The sequence below is a fragment of the Arthrobacter sp. StoSoilB19 genome, assembly GCF_019977275.1.
GTDB lineage: Bacteria > Actinomycetota > Actinomycetes > Actinomycetales > Micrococcaceae > Arthrobacter.
Window position 1 is genome coordinate 2,381,178 of sequence record NZ_AP024650.1, and the last position, 14,123, is coordinate 2,395,300.

The 14,123-nt window shown below is 67.8% G+C and carries 15 protein-coding genes; 9 read left to right on the forward strand and 6 right to left on the reverse strand.

From position 1 onward, the window contains the following. Positions 1–8: 8 nt before the first annotated feature. From LDO86_RS10885 to LDO86_RS10900, 4 genes are read right to left on the reverse strand one after another with little or no spacing between them, the layout of a single operon-like run. Positions 9–1,472: a protein adenylyltransferase SelO gene (locus tag LDO86_RS10885; protein ID WP_018769372.1), complete on the reverse strand. Its 1,464-nt coding sequence runs from the start codon at positions 1,470–1,472 to the stop codon at positions 9–11. Then, complete coding sequence (locus LDO86_RS10890) at positions 1,456–2,403, reverse strand: ribonuclease Z (RefSeq protein WP_224083980.1); 948 nt, start codon at positions 2,401–2,403, stop codon at positions 1,456–1,458. The genes LDO86_RS10885 and LDO86_RS10890 overlap by 17 nt, the downstream gene beginning before the upstream one ends. Next, positions 2,396–2,917: a DUF664 domain-containing protein gene (locus LDO86_RS10895; protein ID WP_018769374.1), complete on the reverse strand. Its 522-nt coding sequence runs from the start codon at positions 2,915–2,917 to the stop codon at positions 2,396–2,398. Before LDO86_RS10895 ends, LDO86_RS10890 begins: the two co-directional genes overlap by 8 nt. Before the next feature lie 50 nt (positions 2,918–2,967). Further along, positions 2,968–3,399: a hypothetical protein gene (locus tag LDO86_RS10900; protein ID WP_018769375.1), complete on the reverse strand. Its 432-nt coding sequence runs from the start codon at positions 3,397–3,399 to the stop codon at positions 2,968–2,970. Between the two features lie 240 nt (positions 3,400–3,639). Between LDO86_RS10900 and LDO86_RS10905 the strand changes: the two genes are divergently transcribed. The 5 genes from LDO86_RS10905 (at position 3,640) to LDO86_RS10925 (ending at position 10,566) form a co-directional block, all read left to right on the forward strand. Further along, a complete protein-coding gene (locus LDO86_RS10905) occupies positions 3,640–4,506 on the forward strand; it encodes a universal stress protein (RefSeq protein ID WP_018769376.1) in 867 nt (288 codons plus the stop codon). 65 nt (positions 4,507–4,571) lie between these two features. Then, positions 4,572–6,152: a DUF4389 domain-containing protein gene (locus tag LDO86_RS10910; protein WP_018769377.1), complete on the forward strand. Its 1,581-nt coding sequence runs from the start codon at positions 4,572–4,574 to the stop codon at positions 6,150–6,152. A gap of 74 nt (positions 6,153–6,226) precedes the next feature. Next, positions 6,227–6,694 carry a universal stress protein gene (locus tag LDO86_RS10915; protein WP_026265783.1) on the forward strand — a complete coding sequence of 156 codons (468 nt, stop codon included), beginning with the start codon at positions 6,227–6,229 and terminating at the stop codon, positions 6,692–6,694. 44 nt (positions 6,695–6,738) lie between these two features. Further along, the gene (locus LDO86_RS10920) at positions 6,739–7,737 is read left to right on the forward strand and encodes a polysaccharide deacetylase family protein (protein WP_018769379.1); all 999 of its coding nucleotides are present in this window, start codon (positions 6,739–6,741) and stop codon (positions 7,735–7,737) included. Between the two features lie 12 nt (positions 7,738–7,749). Then, positions 7,750–10,566 carry an HAD-IC family P-type ATPase gene (locus LDO86_RS10925; protein ID WP_081620194.1) on the forward strand — a complete coding sequence of 939 codons (2,817 nt, stop codon included), beginning with the start codon at positions 7,750–7,752 and terminating at the stop codon, positions 10,564–10,566. Here the strand turns inward: LDO86_RS10925 and LDO86_RS10930 are convergent. After that, on the reverse strand, positions 10,563–11,225 hold the full coding sequence (locus LDO86_RS10930; protein WP_018769381.1) for a hypothetical protein: 663 nt from the start codon (positions 11,223–11,225) through the stop codon (positions 10,563–10,565). The genes LDO86_RS10925 and LDO86_RS10930 overlap by 4 nt on opposite strands. Before the next feature lie 258 nt (positions 11,226–11,483). Between LDO86_RS10930 and LDO86_RS10935 the strand changes: the two genes are divergently transcribed. The 3 genes from LDO86_RS10935 to LDO86_RS10945 are packed head-to-tail and all read left to right on the forward strand — an operon-like array spanning position 11,484 to position 12,624. After that, on the forward strand, positions 11,484–11,741 hold the full coding sequence (locus LDO86_RS10935; protein ID WP_018769382.1) for a hypothetical protein: 258 nt from the start codon (positions 11,484–11,486) through the stop codon (positions 11,739–11,741). Positions 11,742–11,779: 38 nt separating this feature from the next. After that, positions 11,780–12,097 (forward strand): DUF3040 domain-containing protein, encoded by a 318-nt coding sequence (locus tag LDO86_RS10940; RefSeq protein WP_018769383.1) that lies wholly within the window; start codon positions 11,780–11,782, stop codon positions 12,095–12,097. Then, entirely contained in the window at positions 12,094–12,624 is a 531-nt protein-coding gene (locus LDO86_RS10945) for a hemerythrin domain-containing protein (protein WP_018769384.1), read from the forward strand. The genes LDO86_RS10940 and LDO86_RS10945 overlap by 4 nt, the downstream gene beginning before the upstream one ends. Before the next feature lie 57 nt (positions 12,625–12,681). Here LDO86_RS10945 and LDO86_RS10950 read toward each other — a convergent pair whose 3' ends face one another. Beyond that, positions 12,682–13,170 (reverse strand): universal stress protein, encoded by a 489-nt coding sequence (locus tag LDO86_RS10950; protein ID WP_018769385.1) that lies wholly within the window; start codon positions 13,168–13,170, stop codon positions 12,682–12,684. Positions 13,171–13,444: 274 nt separating this feature from the next. Here LDO86_RS10950 and LDO86_RS10955 point away from each other — a divergent pair, with 274 nt between their 5' ends. Further along, complete coding sequence (locus LDO86_RS10955) at positions 13,445–14,116, forward strand: response regulator transcription factor (RefSeq protein ID WP_051081367.1); 672 nt, start codon at positions 13,445–13,447, stop codon at positions 14,114–14,116. The last annotated feature ends 7 nt before the right edge of the window (positions 14,117–14,123 follow it).

Here is a 14,123-nt window from a genome sequence, read left to right on the forward strand (position 1 = left end):
CTGAACAGTCACGTCCCGCAGAAGGTCATGTACGTGCCGAAATCCTCAGGGGCACCTTCGGCGTAGCGTTCCAGGCCCGGCCGCTCGGCGAAGGGGCTGCCGACGGCCTCGAGCAACTGCTGCAGGGGAGCCAGGTTTCCGTCAGTGGCGGCGGACAGCGCCTCTTCCACGAGGTGGTTCCGCGGAATATAGGCAGGGTTCACGCTGTCCATCAGTTCCGCGTCGGGCCCCAGGGCCTGCCACCGCTCCGCCCAGGCGTCGAACGCTTCAAGGTCCAGGACCATGCCGCGCACGGGACGGAGGTCCCCCCGCGCGGCCTTGCCCAGGTTCCGGAAGAACAAGGTGTAGTCCACCGGCCCGTCCTTCAGGATGGCAATGGCACCGTCCACCAGGGCGGAGGCGGCGTCGCTGTCCGCATCCCCCGACAGGCCCAGCTTGGCCTTCATGCCGCCGGACCACGCCTGGCTGTACTGTCCGCGGAATCCGCCAAGTACCTCCACCGCGGGGGCAACCGCCTTTTCCTGGTCCCCGTCGATCAGCGGCAGCATTGCCTCCGCCAGCCGTGCAAGGTTCCATTCGGCCAGCACCGGCTGGTTGGCGTAGGCGTAGCGTCCGCTGACGTCGATGGAACTGTAGACAGCGGCGGGATTGAACACATCCATGAACGCGCACGGGCCGTAGTCGATGGTTTCCCCTGAGATGGTCATATTGTCCGTATTCATGACCCCGTGCACGAACCCCACCAGCATCCACCGGGCCACCAGGTCCGCCTGGGCGGAGACCACCGAGGCGAACAACTCCAGGTAGGGGTTTGGGGCGCCGGCAGCGTGCGGGTAGTGCCTGCCGATGGCGAAATCCGCCAGCCGCTTCAGCAGCTCGAAGTTTTCCGTGGCCCGCGCGTACTGGAAGCTGCCGACGCGCAGGTGGCTGCCGGCAACCCGCGCCAGGACCGCACCGGGCAGCATGCCGTCACGCCTGACCTGCCGGCCAGTTGCCACGACCGCGAGCGAGCGGGTGGTGGGAATGTGCAGGGCATGCATGGCTTCACTTACCACGTACTCACGGAGCATGGGCCCGACGACGGCACGTCCGTCCCCGGCGCGGGCAAACGGCGTGCGCCCCGAGCCTTTGAGATGGAGGTCCAGGAGGCGGCCGCCTTTGTCCGTGACCTCACCAAGCAGCAGGGCGCGTCCGTCGCCAAGCAGCGGAGAGTAGCCGCCGAACTGGTGGCCCGCGTAGGCCTGCGCCACCGGGGTGGCGCCCGCCGGAACGTGGTTGCCCACCAGGAGCCGCACCCCTTCGGGACTGCGAAGGTACCCTGGGTCCAGGCCCAGGTCGCGTGCGAGCCTGTCGTTCAGGACCAGGAGCTCGGGGCTGGGGGCTTCCTCGGCCTGCCAGGGAACGGCGAGTTCCGACAGTTCCCGGGCGAAACGGCCGTCAAAAGTGACCGTGGATTCAGCTGCTGCCGTCATGGCTTAACCCTATCGCCGTAGTTCCGCCCGCTGCTTCCCGTGCCGGTTGCCGGCGGCGGGGAACGGCAATGTGCTGCAGGTCCTCAGCGGCAATGACCGTGGTTCCCGGAGCCTGCGCCCGTGCCTGCTCCGCGAGGTGCGGGACGCCGTCGCCATAGCGTGCGGAGAAGTGGGTGAGCACCAGCATCCGGGACTTCCCGGACGCCGCAAGTTCCCCTGCCTGCCCGGCGGTCAGGTGCAGGTATTGCCGGGCCAGGCCGACGTCGTCGTCACTGAACGTGGACTCGGCCACCAGCAGGTCCGTGCCTGCTGCCAGTTCTTCGGCACCGTGGCACGGTGCGGTATCCATGATGAAAGCGAAGCGCTGGCCCGGCCTGGGAATACTGACCTCTTCCAGCCTGGCCGCTCCGAGGACCCCTTCGCGCTGCAGCAGGCCCACGTCGGGCCCTTCGATGCCCGCCGCCCGCAGCCTCTCCGGCAGGAACGTGCGGCCATCTGGCTCGGTGAGCAGGTAGCCGTATGTCTCGATGCGGTGATTGAGGGGCCGGACCTCAAGCCTGTCCGCCACGGCACCGGCGCCGCCATGTGGATGGAGCCTCACGTCAAGCCCGGGCGGGCTGAGACCCACCAGGGCCCTGACCACCTGGTCACCGGACGCCGGATAATGCAGGTGGACCGGGTGCGCCACGCCGTCCAAAACCATCCCGGAGAGCACCCCGGGAAGGCCGAAGCAATGGTCCCCGTGCACGTGCGTAAGGCAGATCCTGGTGATGGCGCCCGCCGCCACTCCCGCATGGATCATCTGGCGCTGGGTACCCTCGCCGGGATCGAAAAGCAGCCCTTCGCCGTCCCAGCGCAGGAAGTAGCCGTTGTGGTTGCGGGTCCGCGTGGGAACCTGGGACGCAGTGCCCAGCACTACGAGTTCACGCACCGTTGGAATCTGACGCTGCAAGCAACCCTTTGGCGTAGGCGGCCTGGCCGCCGTGCTGAAGGCAGTCCCCCAGGATGCTGACCAGCCGCACGCCCAGGGTGACGGGCGGATCCCAGCGCCTGTCGACCACACTGTCCAGGTCGGAATCCCCGATACCTTCCAGGACCCTGGCAGTCTGCCGGTGAACGGCCAGGTAATACTCCCGCAGGAGTTCCCGGGGCGCGCGGACTGCGTCCACCTGCTGGCTTGAGTGGCCGTAGCCCGTATCACTGTCCGCCAGCGGGAGCCCGAAGCGGGTTACGAATCCTTCGGCCTTCCAGACCTGCTCCAATCCCGAGGCGGACGCAACCTGCGCATCTTCCACCCGTCCCATGTGCCAGACCAGCCAGGCGATGGAATTGCCTTGGCCTGCAGGACGCAGCTGCAGCTGCTCCTCATCCAGCCCGTCCAGTACCTGCCCCACCAGGCCGGGGAGGCGGTCAAACGCCTCGAGCAACAACTCCTTGGAGTGCATGGGTCTCCTTCCCTGCGGACCGGGCCCGGGCGCACCCGGCCCCGGGATTGCTAGCGTTCCAGGTCGTCCGGCTCAAACTCACTAAGGGGCGAGCCGCCAAAGTTTTCCTCGTCGTCGCTTGCGTCTGCTTCCAGGCCGGTGGGATTCCCGCCGAAATCGACGTCGGCTGCTGCTTCACCCAGCGTGGGTGTGTCCGGCGGAACCTGCTCATCGCCGGAGCGGTACCGGGCCTCCGCGCTTTCGTCCCGCAGCGTCTGGTCACTCAGGAAGTCCTGCTCCTCCCCCGAGACTGCTTCGTCCTGCAGCAGCGGGTCCTCTTGCCAGCGGTCCGGATTGTTCTCTGCAGCCCCGGGGTAGCTGTCAGGTTCCCCGTTGACGGGATCGAGCTCCAGTGACGATGCCGCGCCGGGAGTCTCGTCGAGAAGAACGTCGTCTTCCTGCACAACTTCCAACTCATCGTCGGGGACGTTCTGTTCAGTCATGATGATGCCTTTCTCATGGGCTCCGGGCGGATAATAGTAAGCATACTGAGGAACGGTATGCCTGTGAACAGCCACTGCATTTCCGTCCCAAGCGGACAAACGGCGGTTCCCGGCCGCGCGCCAAGGCCGCAGGGCGGCCTGAACAGCGCTTCCGTGACTTTTGGCCCTAGAGTGCCGGTGGCGGCGGGGCCAGTCTTGAAAGGCAGGAAGACCAGTTCAAGACGACCAGGAAGTGCGGCCATGACATCCCAGAAACCCATCGCTGTGGGCACCAACGACTCTGCGCAAAGCCAGGCCGCGGTCCTGTGGGCGGCCCGCCGCGCCCACCGGACGCACCTGCCGCTGGTGATCCTCCACGTCGTCGACGACCGGTGGGTAGCTGAACCCTACCCCTGGTTTGGAACCCTCCAGCAGGCCGGCGAGGAACTGCTCAAGACCGCCGCCGGCAGGCTCGAAGGAACCGTGACGGTCACGCCGACTACGGAACTGCTCACCGGAAGCGTGGGCGGCCAGCTGGCCAAGTATTCGAAGAAGACCTCGATGATGGTCATCGGCTCCGGCAGCGGGCACCTTGGCGGGGCCCTCGCCGACCGCGCACTCCAGGTGGCGACCGCCGCCAAAGTCCCTGTCGCCGTCGTCGGGACCCAGGACCTCGAAGGCAGGTCCGGTGTGGTGGTCGGCGTTGACGGGTCTGCCGAGGCAACGCGGGCCGTCGCCTTCGCCGCGGCCGAGGCCGACCGCGAGGGAGACGAACTCACCGTCGTTTATGCCGTCAATGCGCCCGACCCCATCATCGACGCCGGCCTGACGCCGGGGGCGCTCGCGGACCTCATCGTGGACGAAGAACGCGTCGTGCTCTCCGAAACCGTGGCCGGGCTCAAGGAAGACTACCCGGACCTGACCGTGCACCAGCGGCTCGACAGGGAAAAAAACGCGGTGGACGCCCTTGTCGAGGCCGCCGCCGGGGCACGGCTGCTTGTGGTGGGCAGCCGCGGCCGGGGCGCCTTCAAGCGCCTTTTGCTCGGTTCGACCGCACACGGCGTGCTCAGGCACCTCCCGTGCCCCACGATCATTACCCGTACTGACACCGTTCACAGCCCCCTTTAGGCCGCAGCGCCTGCTGGTCCTTCTTCCCGCTCCACATCCTCCCCTACAGCGGAAGGTTCCACGCCATGAAAAAACCCGCCGCCATCATCATGCTGGTCCTCGGCATCCTGATCTCTCTTCCGGGACTGGCCGCGCTGGCGGGAGGAGCCGTGGCATCGGCGGTGGGATCGATCCAGGGGGACGGATACCTGACCTCCGGCACATCCCGTTTTTCCGTCAGTTCCTTTGCCCTCACCTCTCCGCGGGCCGAGGCCATCGGCGAGGATGTGCCGGGCAGGCTTCCTTTCGACATCGGTACCCTGCGGCTGCGGATTGCATCAATGATCCCCGACAAAGCGGTGTTCATTGGCATCGGCCCGCAGGCCGACGTCGAACAGTACCTGTCAGGTGTGCACCACTCGGAGCTGCTGAACATCCGGCAGCGGCCTTTCCGCGCCGAATACCGTGACGTTCCGGGCGGCAACCCCGCATCGCCGCCGGCCGGCCAGCGCTTTTGGACGGCCTCCGTTTCAGGCTCCGGCGAGCAGGAGCTGACGTGGAACATCACCCCGGGCACCTGGGAAGTGGTGGTGATGAATGCCGATGCCTCCTCCGGTGTTGATGTCCAGGCACAGGCCGGCTTCCGCTCAGACCTCATCAGGCCGGCAGCCACAGGCCTGCTGGTGGGCGGCCTCATCGCCCTCGTGATCGGTATTCCCCTCATCGTCTTCGGCGCCATGGGACTGGGCCGGCATGCCGGGCGGCCACCTGTTGGACCATCACCGGGCGGCCCGGCGGTGGCAGGACCGGGGATGGCGGGACCGGGGATGGCGGAACCGGGGATGCAGGCGCCTGGGATGGCCGGACCGGGGATGCAGGCAGTGCCGGCCGCACCCGGAGTGGCACCCCCGCCGCAGCCGCTCACCGTGGCAGCCGAAGACCGCCGCGCCTACCCCGCAAGGCTTTTCGGTGACATCGATCCGGGACTGTCACGATGGATGTGGCTGGTCAAGTGGTTCCTGGCCATACCGCATTTCATCCTTCTCTTCTTCCTCTGGTTTGCGTTCGTCATCACCACCATCGTGGCGGGCTTCGCCATCCTGTTCACCGGCCGGTACCCCAGGGCACTGTTCGACTTCAATGTGGGTGTCATGCGCTGGAACTGGCGGGTGGCCTTCTACGCCTACGCCGCCGTAGGCACCGACCTCTACCCGCCGTTTACGCTCAAGCGCACCAATTATCCTGCGGACTTTGACGTTGACTACCCGGAACGGCTGTCCCGCGGGCTGGTGCTGGTGAAATGGTGGCTCCTGTCGATCCCGCACCTGCTCCTGGTGGCCGCGTTTACCAATACCACGTGGCGGTGGCGGGCGGACAACACCTTCGTTGGCGCCACCTATGAGCAAAGTGCGGGACCGTCCCTGCTGGGCCTGCTGGTTCTGGTCGCGGCAGTGATCCTGCTGTTCACCGGCCGCTACCAGCGCCCGCTGTTTGACTTCATCCTCGGCATCGACCGCTGGATCTACCGGGTCCTTGCCTACACAGCGCTGATGCGGGACGAATATCCGCCATTCCGGCTGGACCAGGGAGCCACCGAACCTGAATGGCCCGAACCGGTGATTCCGCCGGCCGGGGCACCACCGGCGGGAGCCCCCGCGGCGCCGTGACCTTCGGCCCTAGCCCCGCAGCAGGCATCCGGGCATGATGGGCCTGACAGCGAGGGTCCGACGAGGGAGCAGACATGAGCATAGCCGGGGCACCAATTGCCAGGATCGTGGTGGGCGTCGACGGATCGGAACCGTCCCTGGAGGCACTTCGCCAGGCCCAACGGCTCGCCACTCCCCTCGGCGCCAAGGTCCAGGCGATCGCCTGCTGGGAGTACCCGCAGGTGTACTCGGGCTACGTCATGATGGGCATTGAGGGCTTCGAGGAAGGCGCCAAGAAGGTCCTGGAAGACGCGATGGTGCAGGCTTTCGGCGCCGAGATGCCGGCCAACGTCACCTCGACCCTTGTCCGCGGCCATCCGCGTGAGGCGCTGATCGACGCCAGCCGGGACGCCGACATGATCGTGGTGGGGCGCCGCGGGCACGGCGGGTTCGGCGGCCTGCTCCTGGGCTCCGTCAGCTCCGCCATCGTGGCCCATGCCCACTGCCCGGTACTGGTGGTCCACACGCCCGAGAGCGGAGCCCACAGCTCCAAGGAGTCCTGAACGGTACGTCCGGGCGGGAAAGGTACTGACCTCCGGGACGGGTGATGGCATTGCCGCTCAGTGAGGCACGACGGCGGACACCCGCCATAGCGCTCGCCGCCGCCCTGGTGGTCCTCGCCATTTCACTGGCCCTGTTGCTCCCGGCGCCCTCGGCCGGTCCGCCGTCGGCATCACCGACGGCTCCCTCCCCGCTGCCCAGCGGCTCCAGCCAGCCCGGCACAGCCAGCCCAACCGTCTCCACCCCCGCGCCGGGGCCGCAGGAGACGGAGACACCCGAAGCGGGCCAGGCTCCCGTCGAGCCCCCGGTCGTCGTGCCGCCGGTTCCCGAACCGCAGCTCACGGAGCCACCGGCCGGCCCAACGCCACCCCGGGAGCCGGGTACTCCCCCGCAACCGGCGCCGTTCCCGGAATCCCTCCGCGGCCAGGACCTGACCGTCATCCCGGGGGCAGGCCGGGTGGTTGCCCTCACCTTCGATGCCGGAGCCAACGCGGCAGGACTGCCCATAATCCTGCCCACCCTCGCCGCCAAGGGGGTCGCCGGGACGTTTTTCCTGACCGGCAACTGGGCGGCGAACAACCCGCAGGCCGTAGCGCAGATCGTGGCCGCCGGGCACCGGGTGGCCAACCACTCCATGACCCACCCGGGCTTCACCGGACTGGGCAACGACCAGATCTTCCAACAGGTGCGTGGTGCCGAGCAGGCCATCCTGGCAGCCGGCGCCGATCCAAGGCCGCTGTTCCGCTTCCCCTACGGCGAGCGGGACGCACGCACCATCGCTGCAGTCAACTCCCTGGGCTACGTGGCCGTCAGGTGGACCGTGGACACCCTGGGCTGGAAAGGCACCAGTGGAGGTTCCAGCGTGCAGGCGGTCGCCGACCGCGTCCAGGCCGGCCTGCAGCCCGGTGAAATCGTCCTCATGCACATCGGGTCCAATCCCGACGACGGCACCACCCTCGACGCCGACGCCCTCCCCCGGATCATTGACCGCATCGCTGCCGCAGGATACGGCTTCACCACGCTCGATGCCCTGCCGGGGCAGTGAGGCCGCGGCACCATGGCGAAGACCCGGCCCTCCCGACGCGGGCACGTGCAGCCCCCGCGGCCGGAACCATCCTCCACCGGCCGCCAACCGGACGCTGTCCCTGATCCGGCACACCACGGGCTGCCGGTCCACGAGGTCGTCCTGCTGCTGGAAACGGATGCGGCCAGGGGCCTTGGCCAGGAAGAGGTAGCGCGCCGGCGCGCCCAGTTTGGTGCGAACGAGCTTCCCCGGTCCAGGGGCGGGGGAATCGCCCGCAAGCTGGGGCGCCAGTTCAACAACCCGCTGGTCTACGTCCTGTTGGCCGCCGCCGCCGTCACCGTGGTCCTTGGCGCGTTCCTGGACGCCGGCGTCATCCTCGCCGTGGTGCTGGTCAACACGCTGATCGGATTCGTCCAGGAAGTCCGGGCTGAAGCGGCCCTGGACGCCCTTCACTCGCTTGTCCGCACCCACGCCACCGTCATGCGCGGCGGCGAACGGAGGCAGGTCCCCTCCGAGGACCTGGTCCCCGGCGACCTTGTGCTGCTGGAGGCCGGCGACCAGGTACCGGCTGACCTCCGCCTGGTGCGCCTGTCCGCCTTACGGGCGGACGAATCGGCGCTGACGGGAGAATCCGACCCCGTGCCCAAGGACGAGGTGGTCCTGCCCCCGGTCACGCCGGTGGCAGACCGGAGGAACATGCTGTACAGCGGCACCCTGGTGACCGCCGGCACGGGTGCGGGGGTCGTCGTCGCCATCGGCGGCGGAACCGAACTTGGCGAGATCCACCGCCTCATGGGGACGGTCCGGCCGGTGGCCACGCCGTTAACGGTCAAACTGGCACGCTTCAGCTCGACGCTCACCATAGCCATCCTGGCCCTCGCCGCCGTGGCCTTCCTTGCCGGGCTGGCACATGGCGAGCAGCCGGGGCAAATGTTTACTGCCGCCGTCGCCCTGGCCGTAGGAGCCATCCCCGAAGGCCTTCCTGCCGCCGTCACCGTGACGCTTGCCATTGGCGTCCGCCGCATGGCGCGCCGCCGGGCCGTGGTCCGCCGGCTGCCGGTGGTGGAAACGCTGGGCAGCACCACGGTGATCTGCTCGGACAAGACGGGCACCTTCACCGAGAACCAGATGACAGTCCGGGCACTCTGGACCCCTTCCGGGACGTATGACGTTACGGGTTCCGGCTACGGACCGGAGGGACGCATCGCCCCGTCGGCAGCACAGCACACCGGCGGCCGGCAGCACGTGGCGGATTCAGCGGAGCACCCGGCGGACGGGGACGCTGCGCTGCAGTGGTCCCTCCTGGGCGGTGCAGCCTGCAACGACGCCACCGTCCGCAGGGAGGGGCAGGGGTGGCACGTACGGGGGGACCCTACCGAAGCCGCAATGCTGGTGGCAGCAGGGAAGGGCGGGATGGACGTATCCGGCTTCCTGGCGGCCAACCCGCGGAAGCAGGAACTGCCGTTCACGTCGGAGCGGCAGTTCATGGCCACCCTGCACCTTTCCACGCTTCCGCACGGAGCCGGCGTGGTGTTCGTCAAAGGCGCCGCCGAACGGGTCCTTGACCTCTGCGGCACGGAAATGGACAGGTACGGTGCCAACAGGCCCCTCCACAGGCAGGCCGCGCTCAATGCCGCACATGCGCTCGCGGACAGCGGGCTCCGCGTGCTGGCCACGGCCATGATGCGCCTTCCCCCGGACAGCCGGCCTCTCTCCGCCATCCAATTGCGGGGCCGGATGACCCTGACCGGGCTCCAGGCCATGCACGACCCTCCCCGGGAAGCGGCCGCGGCGGCAGTGGCGGCCTGCCGGCGTGCCGGCGTGGCGGTCAAGATGATCACCGGAGACCACGTGCGGACTGCCGTAACCGTTGCCGCGGCGGTGGGCCTGGCCGCCGACCATGACAGCGGAACAGCCCTGACAGGCGCGGAGCTGGACGTCATTGCACCTGACCAGTTCGCCGATGCCGTGGAACGGGCCACGGTTTTCGCCCGGGTCTCGCCGGAACAGAAACTCCGCCTGATCGGGGCCCTGCAGTCCCGCGGACACGTGGCCGCCATGACGGGGGATGGCGTCAACGACGCACCGGCCCTCCGGCAGGCGAATGTCGGCATTTCGATGGGACGCACCGGAACGGAGGTGGCCAAGGAGGCATCGGACATCATCCTCACCGATGACGACTTTGCCACCATTGAGGCCGCCGTTGAAGAAGGCCGGAATGTCTTCGACAACCTGACCAAATTCATCGTCTGGACCCTGCCCACCAACATGGCCGAGGGGCTGGTGATCCTCGTGGCCATCCTGCTGGGCGCAACGCTGCCCATCCTGCCCACCCAGATCCTCTGGATCAATATGACCACCGCTGTTGCCCTTGGACTCATGCTTGCCTTTGAGCCAAAGGAACCAGGACTGATGTCCCGGCCGCCACGGCCGCCGGACCGCCCCCTCCTGACGTGGGCGCTTACCGTGCGGATCCTGCTCGTTTCGGCCCTCCTCGTCGCCGGGGCATGGTGGCTCTTCGAACATGAATTGGCCGATGGTGCCTCTCTTGCACAGGCCCGGACGTCCGCCGTGAACCTTTTCGTGGCCGTGGAGGTGTCCTACCTCTTCAGCTGCCGGTCGCTGACCCGGCCGGCGTGGCGGATAAGGCCGTTCAGCAACCGCTGGCTCCTGGTCGGCGTCGCGGTGCAGGCGGCCGGCCAACTGGCACTCACGTATGCGCCGCTGATGAACGGGCTCTTCCACACCGCCCCCATCAGCGGCGAAGCGTGGCTGCGGATCCTTGGCCTGGCCCTGCTCGCATCCGTGGCAGTCGCCGTGGACAAGCGTTTGCGGCGCCGCGGCTTCTAGTGCTCATCCCCCGCGGCCGCAGCATCCGGCATAAGGCGCAGCAACACCAGGCCTGTGACCACGGCCATCACTGCCGCCATGAGGACCGCCGCCCCTACGCCAATCACCGCGATCAGCCAGGCAGGCTGGTCCGGCTGCCACAAAGGCGGGGCAACCAGCATGAACGCTGCAAGACCCGCCGCCCAGGCCGCGGCGTTGCCGGCGATCCACGGCCACGCCCGCCGGACCTGGTGCCGCAGCTCAAACCACTGGGCAGTGCCAATGGATCCGAGCAGCAGGATCGCCGCCGCGCCACCCGCAGTCAGCCGGAGCGGAAGCGGCCAGTCCTGCCATTCCCCGAAGGTGGACGGCAGCATGCCCACGGACCAGGCGAATGCCGCGGCCACCGCGGTCAGCAGGACCCAGCGGGCCGCGGAGATCCCCGGCAACCGGTTCCGCAGGACGCGGACCTGGAACCATCCCAGGACAGCTCCTTCGGCGAGGCCAGCCAGTACCAGGAGTGCAAATTCCGCGCGCGGCCAGGCAGTGGCCGCAAGAAACCAGGCAAGGACCGGGGCGAGGAAGCCCAGGCTCTCGCCCAGGGTCACCCAGCCCGCCCAGCGGGTGAGGAACGCACGGCGGGCTGTCCCGCCGTCGTACGTGCTGTCCGCAACGGCCACGGTGCCATCCTCCCTTCCCGCTTTACTCCCCTGCAACGGAACCGGATGCTCATCCAGATTCACCGTGCCCGCGCCGCCACCGCCAGTGCCATAAGCCCCCGGTGCGGAAGTTCCGCACATTCCGGCAGCCTAGGACCGGAGCCTGGTACCCGGCCCCGGAACAGGACTAATGGCTCTGCCCCGGACACCGGCAGAAACCAATACTGGAAGGGAAGGCGGACGGCTGGCGTCCGCCTCCACTTCAGCGGAGGTCGTGACGTGTACGGCTGGAACGACGGCATGGGCCTGTGGGGCTATGTCCTGATGAGCATCAGCATGGTGGTGGTCTGGGGAGCAATCATCACCGGCGTTGTCCTGCTGGCCCGTTCCCTGCGGGCTCCCTCCCCGGGTGCACCCCGGCCCCCGTCGCCACTAACGGCAGAAGACGTACTGGCCGAGCGTTTCGCGCGCGGCGAGATCGACGTCGCGGAATACCGGAACAGGCTGGCTGTCCTGCGCGGCCAGCCGGGTACCTGAGTTCCGGTTCCCGCAGGCAATGGATAGTGGGTGCAGCTGTGCCGCTCTCTGAATTTGAAAAACGCGAACTCGAACTGATCGGCCATGGCCTGGAGGAGGAAGACCCCGGATTCGCGGCCCTGCTCGGAAGGGATGCCTTCGTACTGTCGCTTCGCACCCGCGTCAGGCGCGGACTCCTGCTTTTCGCGGCGGGCGTGGGCGTCCTGCTCCTTGGCCTGGTGGTCCGGGCGCCCTACCTGGGCATCGCAGGCTTCGCCGTCATGAACGGCGGAGCGTACTGGGCCATCAAAGACCTCCGCTGGTCCTTGCGGGCCAACCACCGGCATGTCGCCCAACTGGAAGGCAACAACGAATGAACACCAACGGCGGTAACGGCACGGAAGCCGGCTCCGAGGCGCGTGCGCTGCAGGCGGTGGAAGCCCACCATGCCGACATGCTGCGGCAACTGAACGCGCTGGTGGGACTGCTGACGGAGGCCGTGGAGGCATGGGACCCTGCCGCCGGACAGGAAACGCAGGCTGCGTTGCTGGACTGGTGCGACACGGTGCTGGTGCCGCACGCCCTGGCAGAAGAAGGGCCGCTGTACAGCGGGCCCCACGGCCTGCCGGAAGCGAAGCTGCTGGTGGACGGCATGCTGGCCGAGCATCAGGTCATCGTGGGCCTGGTTGAAGAGCTCAGGACCGCCGAAGGCGTTGCTGCCGCCGTGGCCGCCGGGGCCATCCAACGGATTTTCGCCCTGCACCTGGACAAGGAGAACCGCCTCCTGATGCCCTTCATCATCCAATCCCCCGGCCTGTCACTCGCACAGGCAGTCGAAGGGCTTCACGAACTGGTGGGGGAAGGCGCGGCTCACCATCATGGGGACGGCCAGCACAGCCACTAGGGCGGGATGACACGTACGACGGCGGGATGCCGGGTCGGTCAGTCAGGGCGCCTGCAATCAGGCCGCCGGGTCAGGGCTCCCCGTCAGGGCGCTTGCCTGGCCGGTGTCCCCCGCGCCGTCCGCCTCCGGGGCGTGCACCACCAGCACGGGACAGTGGGCATGGCTCACGCACGTCGAACTGACGGAGCCAAGGACAAAGCTCCCATGTCCCCGCCTGCCCACGATCAGCAAGGAGGCGTTGCGGCTCGCGTCGATGAGTACCGGCCCTGGCTTACCCCGTACCAGGCGGGCATGCACGAAGGCCGGCAGCTCCCCGAATGCTTCTTCCAGTGCCTGCTGGAGGACCTGGTGGGCCGCGTACTTGAACCCTTCGATCCCTACGGCGAGGTAAACCCCGTAGCCGGCCGGGACGTCCCAGCAGGCCCAGGCCTCAACCGTCGCTGACAGGGGCTCCGCCATGGCCCGGGCCACCCGGAGCGCGGCGATGGAGGCGTCTGATCCATCCACCCCAACGATGATCCTGGGGTGCGTTTCAGGGGCAGTCATGCCGGCTCCATTCACTGTTGTTGCCGCATTCCCTCCTGCGGGCATCCTGCAAGCGTCGTCCCCAGAATGGAACAAGTGCGCTTTCAGGGGTAGGGCCGAAGGTCATGACAGGAACAGGGCCCAGACTTCGGGTGCCGCCCTGCGGATCGCCGGCGGACTTAGGTCCCTTCCGGCAGGACGCCTCCTGGGGAACAATGGGCTCAGGCCCTCCCCGGGGGCCGCCCCCGCACGAATGCGGGATTTGGTCCTGGAGATTTGGGAGCGATCAGTGCAGATGCATGAAGCTGGGTCTGAGGCGGCAGGATCTCCCGGGCAGGTCCGGGTGTTCATCCTTGATGACCACGAACTTGTCCGGCAGGGGTTGAAGGACCTGCTGGAGGGCGAAGGGTTCCTTGTGGTGGGCGAAAGCGGCTCGGCTGCCGAGGCCACGCGCCGCATACCCGCACTGCACCCCGACATCGCCATCCTCGACGGAAGGCTTCCCGACGGCACGGGAATCGAGGTCTGCCGGGACGTGCGTTCCCTGGACCCCCGCCTGCGCTGCCTGATACTCACCAGCTACGACGACGAGCAGGCCCTTCGAGGCGCTGTCCTGGCCGGTGCCTCCGGATACATCCTGAAACAGATCAGGAGCGATGACCTCCTGGCCGGAATCCGGAAGGCGGCTGCGGGCGAGTCCCTCTTCGATCCGGGAGTTGAGCAGCAGATCATTACCGGACTGTCCACTGCACACACCGATCCCCGCCTGGAGGGCCTCAGCGCACAGGAGAAGAAGGTCCTGGCCCTGATCGGGCAGGGCCTGACCAACAGGCAAATCGGCGACGAACTGTTCCTGGCCGAGAAAACCGTCAAGAACTATGTTTCATCGATCCTGGCAAAACTGGGCTTCGAGCGCCGGACGCAGGCCGCTGTCTACGTCACCAAGAGCTCCACGGACACTGCCTGAGCCGGCA

What these genes read in the sequence shown, in the direction of transcription:
- LDO86_RS10885 (WP_018769372.1), bottom strand. Translation starts at nt 1,472, where the DNA reads ATGACGGCAGCAGCTGAATCCACGGTCACTTTTGACGGCCGTTTCGCC.
- LDO86_RS10895 (WP_018769374.1), bottom strand. Translation starts at nt 2,917, where the DNA reads ATGCACTCCAAGGAGTTGTTGCTCGAGGCGTTTGACCGCCTCCCCGGC.
- LDO86_RS10900 (WP_018769375.1), bottom strand. Translation starts at nt 3,399, where the DNA reads ATGACTGAACAGAACGTCCCCGACGATGAGTTGGAAGTTGTGCAGGAA.
- LDO86_RS10905 (WP_018769376.1), top strand. Translation starts at nt 3,640, where the DNA reads ATGACATCCCAGAAACCCATCGCTGTGGGCACCAACGACTCTGCGCAA.
- LDO86_RS10910 (WP_018769377.1), top strand. Translation starts at nt 4,572, where the DNA reads ATGAAAAAACCCGCCGCCATCATCATGCTGGTCCTCGGCATCCTGATC.
- LDO86_RS10915 (WP_026265783.1), top strand. Translation starts at nt 6,227, where the DNA reads ATGAGCATAGCCGGGGCACCAATTGCCAGGATCGTGGTGGGCGTCGAC.
- LDO86_RS10920 (WP_018769379.1), top strand. Translation starts at nt 6,739, where the DNA reads ATGGCATTGCCGCTCAGTGAGGCACGACGGCGGACACCCGCCATAGCG.
- LDO86_RS10925 (WP_081620194.1), top strand. Translation starts at nt 7,750, where the DNA reads ATGGCGAAGACCCGGCCCTCCCGACGCGGGCACGTGCAGCCCCCGCGG.
- LDO86_RS10945 (WP_018769384.1), top strand. Translation starts at nt 12,094, where the DNA reads ATGAACACCAACGGCGGTAACGGCACGGAAGCCGGCTCCGAGGCGCGT.
- LDO86_RS10950 (WP_018769385.1), bottom strand. Translation starts at nt 13,170, where the DNA reads ATGACTGCCCCTGAAACGCACCCCAGGATCATCGTTGGGGTGGATGGA.
- LDO86_RS10955 (WP_051081367.1), top strand. Translation starts at nt 13,445, where the DNA reads ATGCATGAAGCTGGGTCTGAGGCGGCAGGATCTCCCGGGCAGGTCCGG.